The sequence below is a fragment of the Bradyrhizobium jicamae genome, from assembly GCF_001440395.1.
Classification (GTDB): Bacteria; Pseudomonadota; Alphaproteobacteria; order Rhizobiales; family Xanthobacteraceae; genus Bradyrhizobium; species Bradyrhizobium jicamae.
This window is the reverse complement of sequence record NZ_LLXZ01000202.1, coordinates 1-18,297: the sequence shown is the minus strand read 5'-3', so window position 1 is coordinate 18,297 and position 18,297 is coordinate 1. Positions and strand designations below refer to the sequence as shown.

At 63.2% G+C, this 18,297-nt stretch carries 18 protein-coding genes and 1 pseudogene; 9 read left to right on the top strand and 10 right to left on the bottom strand.

What is annotated here, in order from left to right; genetic code table 11:
• The first annotated feature begins 2 nt into the window (after positions 1-2).
• The gene (gene exbD, locus CQ12_RS34800; RefSeq protein WP_057839792.1) at positions 3-449 is read left to right on the top strand and encodes a TonB system transport protein ExbD; all 447 of its coding nucleotides are present in this window, start codon (positions 3-5) and stop codon (positions 447-449) included.
• Positions 450-546: 97 nt separating this feature from the next.
• On the top strand, positions 547-1,281 hold the full coding sequence (locus CQ12_RS34795) for a TonB family protein (protein ID WP_245310291.1): 735 nt from the start codon (positions 547-549) through the stop codon (positions 1,279-1,281).
• Positions 1,282-1,291: 10 nt separating this feature from the next.
• Here the strand turns inward: CQ12_RS34795 and CQ12_RS34790 are convergent, their stop codons facing one another.
• The 4 genes from CQ12_RS34790 to CQ12_RS34775 all read right to left on the bottom strand — a co-directional run bounded on the left by CQ12_RS34790 (position 1,292) and on the right by CQ12_RS34775 (position 5,727).
• On the bottom strand, positions 1,292-2,134 hold the full coding sequence (locus CQ12_RS34790; protein WP_371419443.1) for a carbohydrate ABC transporter permease: 843 nt from the start codon (positions 2,132-2,134) through the stop codon (positions 1,292-1,294).
• A gap of 52 nt (positions 2,135-2,186) precedes the next feature.
• Entirely contained in the window at positions 2,187-3,143 is a 957-nt protein-coding gene (locus tag CQ12_RS34785; protein WP_057839789.1) for a carbohydrate ABC transporter permease, read from the bottom strand.
• A gap of 121 nt (positions 3,144-3,264) precedes the next feature.
• Positions 3,265-4,611, bottom strand: a complete 1,347-nt coding sequence (locus CQ12_RS34780) for an ABC transporter substrate-binding protein (protein WP_057839788.1) — start codon at positions 4,609-4,611, stop codon at positions 3,265-3,267.
• A 72-nt stretch (positions 4,612-4,683) separates the two neighbouring features.
• Positions 4,684-5,727, bottom strand: a complete 1,044-nt coding sequence (locus tag CQ12_RS34775) for a C-terminal binding protein (RefSeq protein WP_057839787.1) — start codon at positions 5,725-5,727, stop codon at positions 4,684-4,686.
• A 255-nt stretch (positions 5,728-5,982) separates the two neighbouring features.
• Here CQ12_RS34775 and CQ12_RS34770 point away from each other — a divergent pair, with 255 nt between their 5' ends.
• Positions 5,983-7,668, top strand: coding sequence for a methyl-accepting chemotaxis protein (locus CQ12_RS34770; protein ID WP_057839786.1), 1,686 nt, complete (start codon positions 5,983-5,985; stop codon positions 7,666-7,668).
• 656 nt (positions 7,669-8,324) lie between these two features.
• Positions 8,325-8,513: a hypothetical protein gene (locus CQ12_RS34765; protein WP_057839785.1), complete on the top strand. Its 189-nt coding sequence runs from the start codon at positions 8,325-8,327 to the stop codon at positions 8,511-8,513.
• A gap of 102 nt (positions 8,514-8,615) precedes the next feature.
• On the opposite strand, the gene CQ12_RS34760 is transcribed toward CQ12_RS34765, so the two are convergent.
• Together CQ12_RS34760 and CQ12_RS34755 are read right to left on the bottom strand one after the other, a co-directional pair.
• Entirely contained in the window at positions 8,616-9,542 is a 927-nt protein-coding gene (locus CQ12_RS34760; RefSeq protein WP_430642295.1) for a Bug family tripartite tricarboxylate transporter substrate binding protein, read from the bottom strand.
• A 150-nt stretch (positions 9,543-9,692) separates the two neighbouring features.
• Positions 9,693-10,631 carry a DMT family transporter gene (locus CQ12_RS34755; RefSeq protein WP_057839836.1) on the bottom strand — a complete coding sequence of 313 codons (939 nt, stop codon included), beginning with the start codon at positions 10,629-10,631 and terminating at the stop codon, positions 9,693-9,695.
• 102 nt (positions 10,632-10,733) lie between these two features.
• Here CQ12_RS34755 and CQ12_RS34750 point away from each other — a divergent pair, with 102 nt between their 5' ends.
• Together CQ12_RS34750 and CQ12_RS34745 are read left to right on the top strand one after the other, a co-directional pair.
• Positions 10,734-11,135, top strand: a complete 402-nt coding sequence (locus CQ12_RS34750) for a DUF1330 domain-containing protein (protein WP_057839783.1) — start codon at positions 10,734-10,736, stop codon at positions 11,133-11,135.
• Positions 11,136-11,396: 261 nt separating this feature from the next.
• A complete protein-coding gene (locus tag CQ12_RS34745; RefSeq protein ID WP_157088662.1) occupies positions 11,397-12,215 on the top strand; it encodes a hypothetical protein in 819 nt (272 codons plus the stop codon).
• Positions 12,216-12,219: 4 nt separating this feature from the next.
• On the opposite strand, the gene CQ12_RS34740 is transcribed toward CQ12_RS34745, so the two are convergent.
• The 3 genes from CQ12_RS34740 to CQ12_RS34730 form a co-directional block, all read right to left on the bottom strand.
• Positions 12,220-13,374, bottom strand: coding sequence for an alpha-hydroxy acid oxidase (locus CQ12_RS34740; RefSeq protein ID WP_057839835.1), 1,155 nt, complete (start codon positions 13,372-13,374; stop codon positions 12,220-12,222).
• 97 nt (positions 13,375-13,471) lie between these two features.
• Complete coding sequence (locus tag CQ12_RS34735; RefSeq protein WP_057839781.1) at positions 13,472-14,290, bottom strand: MlaD family protein; 819 nt, start codon at positions 14,288-14,290, stop codon at positions 13,472-13,474.
• Positions 14,291-14,392: 102 nt separating this feature from the next.
• Positions 14,393-15,319 (bottom strand): DMT family transporter, encoded by a 927-nt coding sequence (locus tag CQ12_RS34730; RefSeq protein WP_057839780.1) that lies wholly within the window; start codon positions 15,317-15,319, stop codon positions 14,393-14,395.
• 372 nt (positions 15,320-15,691) lie between these two features.
• Here CQ12_RS34730 and CQ12_RS34725 point away from each other — a divergent pair, with 372 nt between their 5' ends.
• A complete protein-coding gene (locus CQ12_RS34725; RefSeq protein WP_157088661.1) occupies positions 15,692-15,868 on the top strand; it encodes a hypothetical protein in 177 nt (58 codons plus the stop codon).
• 34 nt (positions 15,869-15,902) lie between these two features.
• Here the strand turns inward: CQ12_RS34725 and ybaK are convergent, their stop codons facing one another.
• Complete coding sequence (ybaK, locus tag CQ12_RS34720; RefSeq protein WP_057839778.1) at positions 15,903-16,376, bottom strand: Cys-tRNA(Pro) deacylase; 474 nt, start codon at positions 16,374-16,376, stop codon at positions 15,903-15,905.
• A 328-nt stretch (positions 16,377-16,704) separates the two neighbouring features.
• On the opposite strand from ybaK, the gene CQ12_RS34715 reads away from it, so the two are divergent.
• Complete coding sequence (locus tag CQ12_RS34715; protein WP_057839777.1) at positions 16,705-17,997, top strand: adenylosuccinate synthase; 1,293 nt, start codon at positions 16,705-16,707, stop codon at positions 17,995-17,997.
• Positions 17,998-18,031: 34 nt separating this feature from the next.
• Positions 18,032-18,297 (top strand): annotated as a pseudogene (locus CQ12_RS34710) (hypothetical protein); the annotation flags it as partial.

The window sequence follows — 18,297 nt, the reverse complement described above, 5'->3', positions numbered from 1 at the left end:
CGATGGGCGCCAAACTCGGTAGCGTAGTCGGCGGCCGGGCGCGCGGCGGTGGCGGTGACGACCTCGTCGAGACCCACGAGATCAACGTCACGCCGTTCATCGATGTGATGCTGGTGCTCCTGATCATTTTTATGGTCGCGGCCCCGCTCGCAACCGTCGATCTGGGCGTCAATCTTCCCGCCAGCGCCGTCGAGCCGTCGCCACGGCCCGACAAGCCTGTATTCGTCACCGTGAAGCCGGACCTGTCGGTAGCGGTGGGCGAGGACGTGATCGCACGCGATACGCTGACCGCCACTCTCGACGCCGCGACCAAGGGCGACAAGAACGAGCGAATTTTTTTGCGCGCCGACAAGGTCGTCAGCTATGGCGATTTGATGGAGGTGATGAACCTCCTGCGCAACGCCGGCTATCTCAAGATCGCGCTGGTCGGCCTCGACGGAAGAAGCTAGTGCCGTGAACGCCTTTGCGCTTCATGATGTTTCCGACCAAGCCGTATTGCGCCGCTGGGGCGCATCGGCCGTGGCGATCCTTGCCATCCATGCCGCCTTGATCGCGATCGGCATGAACTGGATGCGGCCACAGCCGGAGCCGGGAGTCACCCTGCCAGCGATCATGGTGGACATGGCGCCGATATCAGCGGCGCCGCAATCGACGCCGCTGGAGCGCGCCCCGGATCAGTTGATGGATCAGGCCGACGCCTCGCCGCCCGAGCCGGTCAAGCAGCAGGAGGTGGTCGAAGAGCAGATCGCGCCCACCCCGCCGCAGGAGAACCCGGAGGTGGTGGCGCCGCCCGAGCAGAAGGTGGAATTGAAGCCGGCGACCGAGCCCGCCAAGCCTGTCCCCGACGCCAAGCCGACGCCGGTCAAACCGAAAGTGGTTCGTCCCGACGCGAAGAAGCCGAATGACGCACCGCCCCAGCCACGCACCGCGGCGCCGCCGCGCGTTGAACGTCAGGCACCAGCCGCCTCCGCGGCCAGCGCAGGCGCAACCGCCTTGGCGGTCGCGACCTATAATCAGCGCGTCCGTGCGCATCTGATGCGCTTCCACCAGTACCCGTCGGGAGCCAACCGCCAGCCCGGCGTAGCGAGATTGTCTTTCACACTCAGCCGCAGCGGGCAGGTAGCCGGAGGCCGGCTTGCCGGATCATCTGGTGTCGCCGCGCTCGACGCTCAGGCCATGTCAATGCTTCGCCAAGCCTCGCCGTTTCCGCCGTTTCCGCCGGAAATTACGCAAGGCTCGATAGGCTTCAACATTCCAGTAATTTTTACCGTCCCCAGATAGCAGGAATCGCCTACTCCTTCACTGCGCCCGTCAGCGACGACACGTAGTAATCCACGAACAGCGAATAGAACAGCGCGACCGGCAGCGAGCCGAGCAGCGAGCCTGCCATCAGCGCACCCCACTGATAGACGTCGCCGGTGACGAGCTCGGTCAGGATCGCGACCGGGACCGTCTTGTTGGCGCCGCTCTGGATGAAGGCAAGCGCATAGATGAACTCGTTCCAGGACAGCGTAAAGGAGAAGATGCCGGCCGAAATCAGGCCGGGCACCGCGAGCGGCAGCGTGATCCGGCGCAGGATCTGCAGGCGCGTGGCGCCGTCGACCAGCGCGCATTCCTCCAGCTCATAGGGGATCGACTTGAAATAGCCGATCAGGAGCCAGGTGCAGAACGGCACCAGGAATGTCGGGTACACCAGGATCAGCGCCATCGGGCTGTCGAACAGGCCGAACTGCACGATCACGGTCGCGAGCGGAATGAACAGGATCGAGGGCGGTACCAGATAGGCGAGGTAGATGCCGAGCCCCACGTAGGGACTGCCGCGGAAGCGCAGGCGCTCGATCGCGTAAGCCGCGAGCGTCGAGGCGAACAGCGACAGGAAGGTTGAGCCGATCGCCACGAACATCGTGGTCTTCAGCCAGGTCGGATACGCCGTGTTGAACAGCAAATGCTTGATATGCGCCAGTGTCGGCGAGGAGATCCAGAACGGATTGTGCTCCTTGTAGTTCAGAAGCTCCGCGTTCGGTTTGAACGAGGTGATCGCCATCCAGTAGAACGGGAACAGCAGGATCAGCACGAAGCAGGCCAGCGGCAGATAGATCATCATCACCCGCCGCGCGCGGGAATCCCACGCCATGGTGTCAGGCGTGGCGCTGGCGACATTGGTGTTGCCGGGTGAGGCGGCTACGTCAGTCATTGGCTTCTCCCTGCTGCCATTTGCGGCGCGCGAGGCCGAAGTAGCTGAACAATGTCGCGAACACGAGGAATGGGATCATCGACACGGCGATCGCCGCACCCTCGCCGAGCTCGCCGCCGGCGATGCCGCGCTGGAACGCGAGCGTCGCCAGGAGATGCGTGGAATTGACCGGCCCGCCGCGGGTGATGGCGTAGACGAGCTGGAAGTCTGTGAAGGTGAAGATGATCGAGAACGTCATCACGATCGCCAGAATCGGCATCATCATCGGGAAGGTGATGTAGCGGAAGCGCTGCCAGGCGCTGGCGCCGTCCAGCATCGCCGCCTCATAGAGCGATGGCGAGATGGTCTGCAGGCCTGCCAGCAGCGAGATCGCCACGAAGGGAATGCCGCGCCAGATGTTGGCGACGATCAGCGAGAACCGCGCCGACCAGGGCGTGCCGAGGAAATCGATATTGGTAGAGCGCACACCCAGCACGTCGACCAACAGATAAGAGATGATCGAGAACTGCGGATCGTAGATCCACCAGAACGCCAGTGCGGAGAGCACCGTCGGCACGATCCACGGCAACAGTACGATGGCGCGCAACAGGCTCTTGAGCGGGAAGTGGTTGTTGAGCAGCAGCGCCAGCCAGAAGCCGAGTGCGAATTTCCCGAACGTCGCGATCGCCGTGTAAAACACGCTGTAGAACACCGCGCCCCACCACAGGGGATCGGTCCACAGATACTGGAAATTCTCCAGGCCGATGTAGATGCCGCGCCGGCCGATGGTGGTGTCGGTGAAGGCGAGCCAGACGCCGAGGCCCAGCGGATAGGTGAGGAATACCGTCAGGAGCCCGATCGCCGGCGCGAGGCACATCACGATCAGGAACGGCTTGTAGTCGAGCAGGCGCGCGATCCAGCCCGGTTGCCGGACCGCTACGCCGCGCGAGGGGAGAGTCGTCACAGACATTCAACATTATCCCGATGCGAGCTACGTGGGACCGTCAGTGCGAGCGAAGCGAAGCAATCCATGTCTCCATGAAAAAAAGAATGGATTGCTCCTCGCAATGACGACCGCGTCTGTTCGGTCGTTACCGGCTCTGTCGCCGGAAATACCGCTTCGCGCGCTGCTCCGCTTCCGCGGCCGCAGCCTCAGGCGTCGAGGCGCCGGTCGCTACCGCGGCGCACATCTGCACCAGCACATAGTCGGCGTTGACGGCCCCGGTCGCGGTCGAGATAGGACCCTTGTAGCCGTTGTAATAGGTGCTGTTCATGCTGTCCTTGAAGATCTTGACCTTGGGATCTTCGTTCCAGACCTTGGCCTCGGCATAGGCAGCCAACGGCTGCGCCCAGTAGCCCGAGTTGGCGTTGAGCCAGGGTTCGTATTGGTCCTTCTCCAGCATGAACTGCAGGAACGCCTTGGCGGCGTTGGGATACTGGCTGTGCTTGAAGACCATCGCATTCAACGTCAACCCGGCCATCGGTGAAATCTTCGCGAGGCCCTTCGGCAACAATTGATGCTCGCTGTCCTCGGCGATCGGACGGGTCGCCGGGTCGTTCTTCAGGGAGAAATACAGCGAGACGCCGTTGGCGGTCAGCGAAATCTCCTGCGAGGAGTAGGCGCGGTTGTTGCTGACGTCGTTCCAGGACGGTGTGCCGGCGATGAAGGTCGGATAGAGTTCCTTGACCCAGTTCAGCGCGGCGATGGTCTCCTTGCTGTTGATGATGACATTGCCTTCCTCGTCCAGCAGGGATGCGTTGTGCGACCACAGTGCCCAGTTGGCGAACCCGTTGCCGTCGCCGACGGCGTTGCCGAGCGCGAAGCCGGCCGGCTTGCCGGCCTTCTGCAGCTTGCGGCACAGGTCGAGAATTCCGGCATGATCTTCCGGGACCTTGTCGAAGCCGACCGATTGCAGGATCGACTTGCGGTAGATCAGCGGGCCCGCGGTGGCGCCGAACGGCAATCCGATCCAGGCGTCGCTCTTGTTCTTCTTGCCGTATTTTTGCGCTAACGGCAGCCAGCCGCCGTAGCGCTTGCCGATATAGTCGGCGACGTCAGTGAGTTCGATCAGCTTGTCGATATAGATGTGCGGCGCGTCAGAGAAGCCGATGATGATGTCAGGGCCGGCGCCGGAATTCGAGGTCACCGCGGTCTGCTGGTTGATGTCTTCCCAGCCGACGAAGTCGACCTTGACCTCGACGCCGGTTTCCTTGCTGAACTTGGCGGCATTGGCGCGGAACACATCCTCGTCGGCCTGCACGAAGCGCACCGGGCGCAGCATGCGCAGCGATGCGCCTTTCTCGATTGCCAATTTGGGGGCCGGAACATCGGCGGCCTTGATGGTGGATGCGGTTTGCGCTGATGCGCCAGTGACGGCGAGTGCGGCGGCGGATGCCCCTAATGCCAGCGCATCACGACGGGTGATGTCGTTCTTCATGATTCTCTCCCTGTATCGGTTCCCGGCGTTGAATCGCCGGTGAACCCTGTCGTTCGAAAACGCTTTCGCCGCTTAGCTGTTCGGCCCTCGGTCCATGCTGACAGGCTGCCAGCGGCGGAGCGAGGTCGTTTGCAGCACCGACGGATTGACGCAGCTTACCGGCCACATCCCCTGCAGGACTAGTGACAATTCGTAGCCTACGCGGCGCTTGCGCGCCTCGTCAAAACGTGCCGAGGCCGACGCCACATGGGCGGTCAGGGTGACGTTTTCCATCGAAAGCATCGGATTGTTGTGTGACGGCGGTTCCTTTTCCAGCACGTCGAGGGCGGCGTGGGCGATCCAGCCCTCCTGCAGCGCCTTGATCAGCGCTTCCTCGTCCACGGTAGCGCCGCGGCCGGTATTGATGAAGACGGCGGAATTTTTCATCTGGCGGAAATGCTTCTCGCTGAGCATGTGGTGCACCTCGGGCCGGGCCGGCGCATGCATCGAGACGAAGTCCGACTGCGACAACACCTCCGACAGGGTCGAGGGGATGACGCCGTGGTCGTACATCAGCGTTTCCTGAATGAAGGGATCGTAGGCCATCATGCGCAGGCCAAAGGGCGCGGCGCGCTTGGCGACGGCGCGGGCCACCCGGCCGAACGAGATGAAGCCGAGCGTCTGGCCCATCAGCCGCGGGATTTTTAGAAGTGCAGGCCGGCCCTCGGACCAGCGGCCGGTGCGCACCATCTTGTCCTGCTCGACCAGTCGGCGGAACCCTGCCAGCAGCAGCATCATGGCGTGGTCGGCGACTTCCTCGATGAAAGTATCGGGGATGTTGGTGACGGGAATGCCGCGGGCGGTGGCGGCCTTGACGTCGACGGAGTCGACGCCGACGCTGCCGAGCGTGATCACCTTGCAGTTTTCAAGGGCGTCGATGATCGCCTTCGTGATCGGCATGCCCTTGGCGTAGATCGCATCCGCGGTCTTGGCGGCGGCGATGAATTCGGCTTCGTTGGCCGGCGCCTCGATGATTTCGGCGCCGATCGGATCGAGCGCTTCCTTCTCATAGTCGTAGCCGCCGCCGGCGACCGTGAAGCTTGCGCCCTTCGGCGTGACCACCCTGAATTTCGGCATTTCCTGCTCTCCCGATTTTATTCTTCGGTGTTGGTTTGAGGCGGCGGGCGCCGCCACGTTCTTGTCTGACGCAACTTCACCTTTTACGCGACCTGATCCGCTCAGGCTACAATCGTCGGTTGCTCTTGCATTGGAAACACCGCCTTCCGCCGGATTTCCGCCGACCTTCGTAACAAAGCGCTAAAGGGTCTCACGATAGTGTGCGCCAGATCAATCGACCAATCGCGTGCCGTACGCCTATTTCCGGAGATCCCCGTGAAGCTGACCAATCTCAAGATCACCCCCAAGCTCGGCATTCTCGTGGGCGTGACCCTGCTAGGTCTCTCCGCCGCCGGCGTGCTCGCAGGCTATCTGATGCAGCGTGAGATGCTCAATGCGCGGATCGAGCAGACCAAAGCGATCGTCGACATGGCGCGCAACATGGCGCTGGGCCTGCAGAAGCAGGTTGCCGCGGGCCAGATGACCAAGGAAGCGGCGATCGCCGAGTTCAGCAAGCGCGGCAATACGCTGACCTTCGACAACGGCAATGGCTACGTGTTCGCCTACACCATGGATGGCGTGGCCGTTCTGGCGCCGGTTCCCAGCCAGATTGGGCAGAACCGCATGGATATCGACACCGGTGGCCGCAAGCTGGTGCGCGAACTGCGCGACGGCGTCGCGGCGAAGGGCGAATTCATGCTGCGCTATGAATTCCGCAAACCCGGAGAGGAAGCGCTGATCCGCAAATTCTCCTACGTAGTTCCGATCCCCGGCTGGAACATGTTCGTCGGCACCGGCGCCTATCTCGACGACCTCGACAGCAAGATGAAGCCGATCGCGCTGGTGCTCGGGCTTGCCATTCTCGGCATCGCGCTGGTGGCGGGCAGCATCGCCTGGATGATCGGCCGCAGCATTTCGAAGCCGCTGGCCCAGCTCGGCGCCCGCATGCAGGATCTCGCCGAGGGCCGGCTCGACGGTGAAATTCCCGGGACCGGCCGCGGCGACGAGATCGGCGCGATGGCCGCGACCGTGCAGATCTTCAAGGACAACGCGGTCCGCATCCGCGGGCTCGAGCAGAAGGAAGCCGAGGTGCAGGCGCGCACCGATGCCGAGCGCCGCGCGACGATGGCGAATATCGCCAGCGACTTTGAGCGCAGCGTCACCGGCATCGTCCGCTCGGTTTCGACAGCGGCGGCCGGCATGCAATCTACCGCGCAGTCGATGACGGCGACCGCCAGCGACGCCAGCGCGCGGGCTGCGACCGTCGATGCAGCCTCGCAGCGTTCGTCCGACAATGTCGGCACGGTCGCGTCCGCTGCGGAAGAGCTCTCCAGCTCGGTCACGGAAATTTCGCGTCAGGTGGCGCGCTCCAGCGAGATCGCTACCAAGGCGGTCAACGATGCCCAGCGCACCAACGCCACCGTCGGCGCGCTCTCGACCGGCGCCGAGAAGATCGGCGAAGTGGTCAAGTTGATCCACTCGATCGCCGCGCAAACCAACCTGCTCGCGCTGAACGCCACCATCGAAGCGGCGCGCGCCGGCGATTCCGGCCGCGGCTTTGCGGTGGTTGCATCGGAAGTGAAGGCACTGGCGAACCAGACCGCGAAGGCGACCGAAGAAATCTCCTCCCAGGTCGCGGCGATGCAGGCGTCCACCAGCGAAGCGGTGGCTTCGATCGGCGGCATCTCGGAAACCATCGCGCAGATGAGCGAGATCACGGTCTCGATTTCGACCGCGGTCGAGCAGCAGGGCGGCGCCACCCGCGAAATCGCCCGCAACATTCAGTCGGTGGCGGCCGGATCGAACGAGATCTCGGCCCATATCGGCGGCGTCACCACGGCTGCGGCCGCGACCGGCAAGGCGGCGTCCGAAGTGCTGGCGAGCGCCCGCGAACTCGACACCCAGTCCGGCATGCTGCGCAGTGCGGTGGACGAGTTCCTGGGCAAGGTGCGGGCGGCGTAAGGCAAAATGTAGGTTAGGCAAAGGCGCGCTCGCGCCGTGCCCACCATCCATCACCGGTCATGGCGTGAATGGTGGGCACGCTTCCGCCTTCGCTCGTTGAGCTGCGGCGCACGAGTCGCTTTGCCCGCCTAACGAAGCCCGCTGGACTCGCGGCAGTTGACGCGCGGAAATTCGTGGAGAGCGATTACGACCGCATGCGGGCACATGAGCCGCACGAGAGTACGAAGATGTTCGCGCTTCTTCCGCCTATTCACAGGTGTAATCAGGCAACACAAGGTCCTTCCACATCAAATCACAATCCAACAATCTGACTTCGTGAGGGATTTTATTTTTTGTGGCAGTTTTGCGTTCCGATTGACAATTCGACCAAAGATGGTTTGCGAACATCGGCGAGTTCAGTCAGAGCAGCGCCGACGTGATAATCAGGCAGCGCCGCTGTCGCAAGTCGTGCATCTGACCTTGCGCTGCGGGTTTGAACCGGACGCTAATTTTGACAAGCAGCGCCGGCTGATCGCCTGCGCACCGATCCCCTGACCCGCGAGTACGATGACCCGCTCGGCTCCGTGTTTTTCGCCAGCCCCAACGGGACCGTGCAGCGTCTCTCGGCCCGGATGATCGTCGCGAAGTGCGTTGCGTAACGGAATGGGAATGAAGCGATGAAGTACAAAGATCGTATTAGCGAGCGCGAATATCAGGACCGTCTCGAGAGTTTGATGAAGAACGTCCTCAACATGAATCTGCAGCCGCTGCGGTCACTCGACACCGCAACCAAAAAGCGGAGAGCGCAGAAGAAGAAGGCAACCGATTCCGGATTCACGAAATCAACGAAGGTGACTTCCGGCTAACGGTACGCCAAGCGATCAACGATCTACCCCAACAGGTGCAGCACATCCCATCGTCCGCTTTTGCGGACGATGGGGGGCGTTGGCGCCGGCGCCCGCTTCCTTTTACTGCTTCTCGATTCCCGCTGCCGTAATCAGCTTCTCCCACACCACGAGTTGCTCCTTCACGAAGGCGTCGAACTCTTCCGGCGTGCCGGAGAACGCTTCCATGCCACGCTCGGCGAGCTGGCCCTTGATGTCGGGCCGTTCGACCACCTTGCGGATCTCCGCGTTCAGCTTCGTGACGACGTCCTTGGGCATGTTGGCCGGCCCGAAATAGCCTTGCCATGAGGTGATATCAAAACCCTTCACCGTATCGTCCATGGTCGGAAGATCGGGCAACAGTGCCGAGCGCTTCTTGGTGGTGACCGCGAGCGACTTCAGCGCCTTGGCGTTGACGTGGGGCAGGCCGGTCGGCACGTCGATGAACATCATGGAGACGCGGCCGGCGATCAGGTCGGTCAGCGCCGGCGGCGAGCTCTTGTAGGGAACGTGCAGGAGATCGATGCCGGCGAGGCGGGCAAAGGTCGCGCCGGCGACGATCGCCGCCGAGCTGCCGCTGGCATAGGTGTATTTGCCCGGCTCCTTCTTGGCGAGCGCGATCAGTTCGGCGACGGAGTTCGCGGGAATATCCGGGTGGATCACCAGCATGAAGGGCAGGTCGCCGGTGCGTGCGATCGGCGTGAAATCCTTGACCGGATCGTAGGTCATGTTCTTGAGTAGATACGGATTGGCCGAATGCGAGGTGTTGGTGGTCACGAACAGCGTGTAGCCGTCCGGCGCGGCGCGCGCGACAAAGCTTGCCGCGATCGAACCGTTGGCGCCCGCCTTGTTCTCGATCACCATGCCGGTGCCGAGCGCGGTGCCGAGCTCCTTCGAGATGATCCGCGTCGTGGTGTCGGTGCCGCTGCCGGCGGCGAACGGCAGCACCAGCGTGATGTTGCGGTTCGGGTAGGGCGCCTGCGCGGCAGCCGTGGCGATCGTCGCCAGCATCAGGGGAGCCGCTGCGGCGACGTGCCGGTACCGTTTCAATAACGCAAACATAAAGTCGTTTCCTCGTTTGTTCTTATGTTGAATTGGCCGGCAAGCTAGCCTGCCCCAGGACAAAGTGGAAGCCGGTAAGACGCTAAGCCGCAGGCGCTGCTAGGCTTTCTTCGCCGAACCACGCCGGGAGGCGATCACCACGCCCGCCAGTACCAGCGCATAGCCCATCAGATGGAATATCCGCAATTGCTCGCCGAGGAGGACGATCGCCATCGCCGAGCCGAACACCGGCACCAGGTGGAAGAATGGGGCCGCACGGTTCGGTCCGATCAGCGCCAGCCCGCGGTTGAAGAACAGGTAGGCCAGCGTCGAGGGAAAGATCACGGCATAGCCCAGCGTCGCCATCGAGACGAAGTCGAACTTCAGCGTAGCGCCGGTCGAAAATTCCCAGATCGAGAACGGCACCAGCATCAGCGCGCCGCAGCAGGTGGTGAACGAGATCAGGGACAGCGCGTGCGTCACCGGCCGGCGCGGGATCAGCGCCGAATACAGTCCGAACGATACCAGCGAGCTCGCAAACATCAGGTCGCCGCGGTTGAAGCTGATATTGGCGAGTGCGCTGAAATCGCCGCGCAGGATGATGGTCAGCACGCCCGCGAGCGAGATCGTGATGCCGGCAAGTTGCGCGCCCGTCAGGCGGACGCCGAACAGCGCCAGCGACCACAACGCGACGAACAGCGGTCCGGCCGACTGGATCAGCAGCGCGTTCAGCGCTTCGGTGTATTGCAGGGCCCAGTAGGAGATCGCATTGTTATAGGCGAATCCGACCAGCGACAGGAACAGCATCATCGGCAGATGCGCGCGCAGCACCGGCCAGTCCTGTTTGAGATGCGGCCAGGCAAACGGCAGCAGGATCAGGAAGGTGCCGATCCAGCGGACACATGACAGCGTCAGTGGCGGTACGTGCCCGGCGACATGGCGCGCCAGCACGATGTTGCCGGCCCAGAACAGCGAGGTCAGGGTCAGCAGCAGATAAGGCTGGTTGGTTAGCCACCGGACGGGATGGAAGGCGGGCGGCGCTGGTGCGGGCTTGGTCATGGTCGCGAGGGCCAGATAGGGCCGGATTTTCCGCAACGCGACAAGTCCCGCGCATGCAATGCTACAATGTCCTGAACTACCTGATGCCGCGAGGTGCCGTCGATGAGTGTGGATTTGTTGAACGTGAAGGGTCTGCAGGAGGTCGATCAGAGCGCGCCGGTCGTGATGGTGAACCTGATGCGCTTCCGCGAGCGCTCGCTCGACGGCGACGGTTCGGGCTGGGACGCTTACTTGCGGTACAGCGCGCTCACCGTTCCCATGATCAAGGCGCGAGGCGGCACGCTGCTCTGGACCGGCGACGCCAAGGCGGTCGCGCTGGGCGCGGAGGCCGGCAATCGATGGGATTATCTGGCGCTGGTGTACTATCCGACCGTTGCCGCCTTCATCGACATGATGACCTCGGCGGACTACGAGACCCGCTGCGACCCGCATCGGACCAACGGCTGCGCCGAGCACGTGATCATCGCGACCAAAGAGGCGTACAGCAAGTTCAGGGTTGGCTAGGGCGTACCCGTATCGCGAGCCAACGGGTCGCGCGAATGCGCGCCCGATGACAGGAGTGGGGGGTCAGATGCGCGGAATGCCGGCGTCGTTGATGACCTTCATCGATTTGCCGGTTCCCGAAAGCCAAGCACCGGCAGCAAATCGTTTGGGTTCCACCGACAGTGCGGTTCCCCGGCCCGAGTGAAGTCAAGATTCCTCCGCGTTTTGGACTTCGATAAAGGGTACTTGCTGACAAGACCATCAAGAGGGGGGCATCACCCAATGCCAACGAAAGACGGTTTTAGTCCGGGTCAGCCTTTGCCTGTCTTTCTCACCGATGAACTTGAGGAACAGGGCATCCGGAAGGCCTGGGATACTGCTGCTGTCTCGTCGCTGGTCCTCAGGACGAGCATTTGGTTTGCGGCGGCGACAGCGATCGGTATCGCGGTTCTATCCGTGGGAAATCCCGTGACGCTCTTTGAAGACGTCATGGCTTCCTTTGCAGGCGTTACGGCTTCGCTGATCGACAAGCCGGCGCCCAAACCTGACAACGATCGGTTGATGCCAACGATTCAAGCGACCGCGGATGCACAAGCCTTGCCGCTGGCCGCCGCGAGGGAGGATGCGCCAAGCCGCGTCGAAACTGCCGCTGTCCCTGAACCCGCCGGTCAGAGTCAGATAGAAACCGGTCAGAGTCAGACAGAGAACAGTGAGCCGATGACTGAAGCGCTGTTCAAGCAATTCCAGGCTTGGGCGGACGCTAGAGATGCGCAGGCGCAGGTCGGGCCCGAACAGGATGTTCCGACACTGGCTGTGCAAAATTCCCTGGCACAGGTTACGGAAAATCCCCGGGCATCTTCCCGGCCCGTGCAAAAGCGCCGAAACGCCCGGGCCGTCCATAATGCGCGGGCAGAGATACGGGCCGTGCACAATGCCCGAAAAAAGCTTCGACGAGAGCGAAGTGCACGGGTACAGGAACCGCCCGCACAAGACGCCCGAGCACAGCAACAGAACCAGCTTGTGCAAAATTCCCAGGCATCGTCGTTGCAAGCGCCGGTGTCGCAGGCACCATCGTTCCTGCCAACTTTCGGTTGGCGCTAGGACCCTAAAACTTCCGCACTAGATCCGGCGTGATCTCGCTGAGCTTGCGGATGCCAAGCAGTGCAAGGTCGCGATCGATCTCGGCTTTCAGGAGCGCGATTGCGCGCTGCACGCCGGCTTCGCCGCCCGCGATCGCGGCGTAGAGGAAGGGGCGGCCGATCCAGACGAAATGCGCGCCGAGCGCGAGCGCCTTGATCACGTCGGTGCCGCGGCGGATGCCGCCGTCGACCATGATCGTCATGCCCTTCGACTCGGCTGCGATTTCCGGCAGTGTGCGCAGGCCGGACATGGTGTAGTCGAGCTGGCGGCCGCCATGGTTGGACAGCATCAGGCCGTCGACGCCGCTCTCGCGCGCGATCTTCGCATCGGCCGGCGAGACCAAGCCCTTGACGACGAGCTTGCCCTTCCATCGCTTGCGGATCAGCTCGACATGCTTCCAGGCGAGCTGGTCGCGGGCGCCGATGTTGCGCATCAGGTTCTTCGCCAGCACCGGCGGGCCGCGCTGCGCGTCCATGTTCTCGAAATGCGGCATGCCGTGGTTGATCAACGTGCGCGCCCAGGTGCCGAACAGCCAGTGCGGATGGGTCACGGTATCCCAGAACACGCGCGGCGTGATCGCGAGCGGCACCTGAAAGCCGTTGCGGATATTGTTCTCGCGGTTCGGCGGCACCGGCACGTCGGCGGTAACGACGAAGGTGTCATAGCCGGCCGCCGCGACGCGATCGACCAGCGGCTCGATCCGCTCGGGCAGCCCGGCGAGATAGGCCTGGTACCACGCCGCCAGGTTGGCGGCGCGCACCTCCTCGAGCGTGATCAGCGAGGAGGCGCTCAGGATCATCGGCACGTTCTCGGACTTGGCCGCCTGCGTCAGCACGATGTCGCCGCGATAGGCTGCTAGCGCCGACGAGCCCATCGGCGGAATGCCGAACGGGGAGGCATAGGTCTTGCCGAACAGCGTCGTGGTCTGGTCGCGCCCCGAGACGTCGTTGAGCACGCGCGGCACGAAACCGTATTCGTCGAAGGCCTTGCGGTTGTCGCGCATCGCAGCATCGGTCTCGGCGCCGCCGGAAATATAGCCGTAGAGGAATTTCGGAATCCGCCGCCGCGCGGTTGCCTCGAAATCGTCGAGCGCGAGATATTTCTGCAAATGCCGCGGCACCGTGCTCTCGGCGCGGGTCACGGCGGCGGGCGGGGTGGTCACGGCAATGGATTTGTCGAGCACGTCGGGCGTTCCGTTGTTTTTCGTTCTTGTTTCATCATCTCGCAGGCGAGGCGGGGGGCCTGCTGCCGAACTTGCTGTTGTTGATGGACTGGCTGACCTCGCCGAGCATTTTTCGCGTGTCGGTGACCAGCGTCATGGACTTCTTGTCAAAGCTTTCGATCAGCTCGCGCATCGAGATCACGGTAGGCAGCAATTCGCCGCCATACTTGTCGCTGGCGAGGCCGCCGAGGAAATCCTTGGTTTTTGTCAGTGCGCCATCGACCGCGTTGACGCCGGATTCGGCGGTCGCGATGATGGACGTGATCTTCGCGCCATCGCCTGACAGCGAGGCTGTGAATGTCTCGAAATTTCGTAAGGTATCTTTTATCGACACCTCGTTGTCTGATATCACCTTGTCGACGTTGCGCAGCGCGACGCGAATCTTTTCCTGGGTGTTGAGCGTGCCTTCGCGGTCGGCGGTCAGTTCGGGAATGCCGTCGGCGCCCTTTTGCGGCGGCGGCGCCTCGTCGGAGCCGCCGGTGAACGAGATCGCGGCAATGCCGGTCAGGCCCTGGAATTCGAGACCGACCTGAGTGTCGCTCCTCACCGGCGTGTTGCCGTCGATCATGGCGAGCGCGACCACGCGGCGCGGATGATCGAGCTTCAGCGACACCACTTCGCCGACCCGGATGCCGGCGAAATTCACGCTGCCGCCGTTGCGCAGGCCTGACGCCGAGCCCTCGAAGATCACGCGGAACGGCACCTTCTGCTTGGCGCCGGCAAGCTTCTGATAGCTGAGCCACGCGCCAAGCGACCCGCCGATCAGGGCGAGGGTCAAGGTGCCGATCATCAGATTACTGGCGCGGACGCGCATCGAAATGCCCAAGTGAAGCGAGCCCGAGTGATATCGGATTTACGACGGCAAGTCACCGCGGGTCCCCTTGGCCTCTCCCCGCGAAGGGCGGGAGAGGGAACGTCAAGCACTCTGCTTTCGCGACGCCACGAACACCCCGGTCAGCACCAGCGCAAAGCCGATGAAGTGGAACACCTGCGGATGCTCGCCGAGGAAGGCGATCGACATGATGGTTCCGAACACCGGGACCACGTGAAAGAAGGGTGCGGCGCGGTTGGCGCCGATCAGCTGCACGCCGCGATTGAAGCAGAGATAGGCGAGGGTGGAGGGAAACAACGCGACGTAGGCGAGCGTCAACAGGTTCGCACTGTTGATCTGCATCAGCGGCCGCGCGAACAGTTCCCAGATGAACAGCGGGATCAGGCAGGCCGCGCCGGCGCCGAAGGTGAAGGCAACAAACGACAGGCCGTGGATGTCAGGGCGCTTCAGCGACAGCACCGAATAGAGTCCGAAGATCGCCAGCGCCACGAGGAAGATCATGTCGCCGCGGTTGAACTCGATATTGGAAAGCTTCGTGAGGTCGCCATGCATCAGGATGATGATCACGCCCGCCATCGACAGCATAACGCCTGCGGCCTGCGCCAGCGTCAGCCGCACGCCGAGCAGCACCAGCGACCACACCGCCACCACCAGCGGCCCGGCCGATTGCAACAGCAGCGTGTTCAGCGCCTGGGTATGCTCGAGTGCCCAGTATTGCAGCGTGTTGAAGGCCCCGATGCCGGTGATCGAGAGCACGATCATGATGCCGAGCCGGCCGCGGATCGCGTCCCAGTCGCGCACCAGATTTTTCCAGGCAAAGGGCAGGATGATCAGGAATGCGAACGACCAGCGCAGGAACGACAGCGTCACCGGCGGGATGTGGCCGGCGGCCAGCCGTCCGACGATGGCGTTGCCCGCCCAGCACAGCGCGGTGATGCTGAGCAAGAGGTACGGCTGGTTGGCGAGCCAGTTCGTTGAAGGCGCTGACGAGCTATGTTCGGTAGCCGACATTCGAGAATAGTGCCCCGGTCATGACGCCGCGGCCCGCCCGGCAGGCGTCGCCGGGCCGGAAATGTGGCCCGGCCCTTGTCACAGACACGGATTTGTGGCGCGCATCAACGGCACAGGATGCATCGCGACCATGCAGGCACCCCTGCCCATTGTTTGGGGTTGCCAGCAGGCGGGTGAATATGCAATCAAAGGACGATTGATTCATGTAGCCCAACCTGTGTTTGTCTTCCGGGCCGCATGCACCGAGATATTTGCCGTTATTTCGTATTGAGCGTCCGTTTCGATCGTTGGGACCACGGCTTTTGAAGGCGACTGCGACGTCGGCAGCTTCCTCTCTCCGTGAGGTCGAATTTCTAGATGATGGGTCATTCCTTGAACAAGCCGACGCCGGCCGAAGAAGCCGAAGCCGAAACGCGCCACCAGTTCGCCGTTCGCGCCAACTCCATTCTTGCCTTCATCGAATGCGATGAGGAGCAGCGCCCGAAACTGCGCGCGGCCATCATCGAGGCGATGCTATGGGCACAGGCACAGCCGAAGCTCACCCAATAGGCCGGCGCGCAATAGGCCAGCGCGCGGAGGCCGCTTACGCCACGAGCGCCCGCGCGATCGCGCCTGCGGCTTTCACGGCGTCGTTCGGATCGAGTTCGACCTGCAAGCCGCGCTGGCCGCCATTGAGGAACACGCTTGGATGGCCGAGCGCGGCCTGTTCGATCGCGACCGGCACGCGCTTCTTCTGCCCGAACGGCGAGATGCCGCCGACATGGTAGCCGGTCAGCCGTTCGGCATCCGCCGGCCGCATCATCTTCGCCGCCTTGGCGCCAAAGGCGCTCGCGAGCTTCTTCATGCTGACTTCGCAATCCGACGGCACCACGGCGCAGACCGGCTTGCCATCGGCCTCGGCCATCAGCGTCTTGAGCACGCGCGAGGGCGGCACCCCGAGCGCCTCGGCTGCCTGCAGTCCGATGCTCGCCGCGTCCGGGTCGTAGCCGTAGGCATGCAGGGTGAATTTGACGCCGAGCTTTTCCAAAGCCTGCGTTGCACGGGTGGTTTTCGACATGGCCCTTCCGTCATTGCCGGATGTTAATGCCCCCGCCGGCGGGCGGTCACAAATTTTCCGGGGATATCAATGGGTTGGAGCCGTTCTAAGGGCCCCCTAAAACCGCCTTCTTGCTTGCCTAGAGCACCCGCTTCCTTTATCCGGTGGGTGCCCCGCGTGCGAACGGCCCCGGCCGTGATTTTGGCTGGGCAAGCTAAAGCGTTTTCGAGCGAAGTGGATACCGGTTCGCGTGAAGAAAACGCGTCATAACTAAAGGGCGCATGATCCGATACCGGCTTTCCGGAGAGATCGTGCTGGGACCACCAGAATTGCAGGGAACACCTTAGAAATGGCCAATGTTGTCGTCGTCGGCGCCCAGTGGGGCGACGAAGGGAAGGGCAAGATCGTCGACTGGTTGTCGGAGCAGGCCGATATCGTCGTGCGCTTCCAGGGCGGCCACAATGCCGGCCATACGCTCGTCATCAACGGCGAGACCTACAAGCTGGCGCTGCTGCCGTCCGGCGTGCTGCGGCCCTCGAAGCTGGCCGTCATCGGCAATGGCGTGGTGTTCGATCCCCAGGCGTTCCTCGATGAGGTCGCGAAACTGAAGGGGCAGGGCGTCGCCATCAGCCCGGATAATCTGCGCATCGCCGAAAACGTCACGCTGATCCTGCCGCTGCATCGCGAACTCGATGCCTTGCGCGAATCCTCCAACACGGGGACTGCGATCGGCACCACCCGCCGCGGCATCGGTCCGGCCTATGAGGACAAGGCCGGCCGCCGCGCGATTCGCCTGATGGATCTCGCCGATCTCGACGCGCTGCCGCACAAGATCGACCGGCTGCTGGCGCATCACAACGCGCTGCGCCGCGGCCTCAATCTCCCGGAGTTCGACGGCGCCGGCATTCTTAGAGACCTCACCGCGTTGGCGCCGAAACTGCTGCCCTATGCCGAAACGGTGTGGCGGCTGCTGGATGCCAAGCGCCGCGAAGGCAAGCGCATCCTGTTCGAGGGTGCGCAGGGCGCTCTGCTCGACGTCGACCACGGCACCTATCCCTACGTCACCTCGTCCAACACGGTGGCGGCGCAGGCGGCCACCGGCACCGGCATGGGTCCGGGCGCGGTCGGCTACGTGCTCGGCATCTGCAAGGCCTATACGACCCGCGTCGGCCTGGGGCCGTTCCCGACCGAGCTCAACAACGAGATCGGCGAGGAGATCGGCCGCCGCGGCAAGGAATTCGGCGTCAATACCGGGCGCAAGCGCCGCTGCGGCTGGTTCGATGCCGTGCTGGTGCGACAGACTGTCCGCACCTGCGGCATCACCGGTCTGGCGCTGACCAAGCTCGATATCCTCGACGGCTTCGACACCATCGAGGTCTGCACCGGTTACATGCTGGACGGCAAGGAGATCGACCATCTGCCGGCGGGCGAGGGTGCCCAGGCCCGGGTGGTGCCGATCTACGAGACCATCGAGGGCTGGAAGGAGCCGACCGCCAATGCCCGGTCCTGGGCGGATCTGCCGGCCCAGGCCATTAAATATGTTCGCCGGGTCGAGGAACTGGTGGGTTGTCCTATTGCGTTGCTTTCCACCAGCCCCGAACGCGAGGATACTATCCTGGTACAGAACCCGTTCGAGGCTTAACGGGATGTTACTTCCGGGTCTGCAGTGAAGAGAAATGGCTGATTATTACCCGCTGATCGCACGCGCTATTGCCGGCCTGGACCCGAATGCTCCAGGCGAGAGCCGCCGTGCGCTCTATGAGCGGGCCCGCACCGCGCTGATCGCGCAGTTGCGCAGCGTTCAGCCGCCGCTGTCCGAATCCGAAATCACCCGCGAGCGGCTGTCGCTGGAAGAGGCCGTGCGCAAGGTCGAATCGGAAGCCGCCCAGCGTGCCCGCGAGGCCTCGCGGCCCGGCGGTGGCGCGGCTGGGCGCGGCGGCGA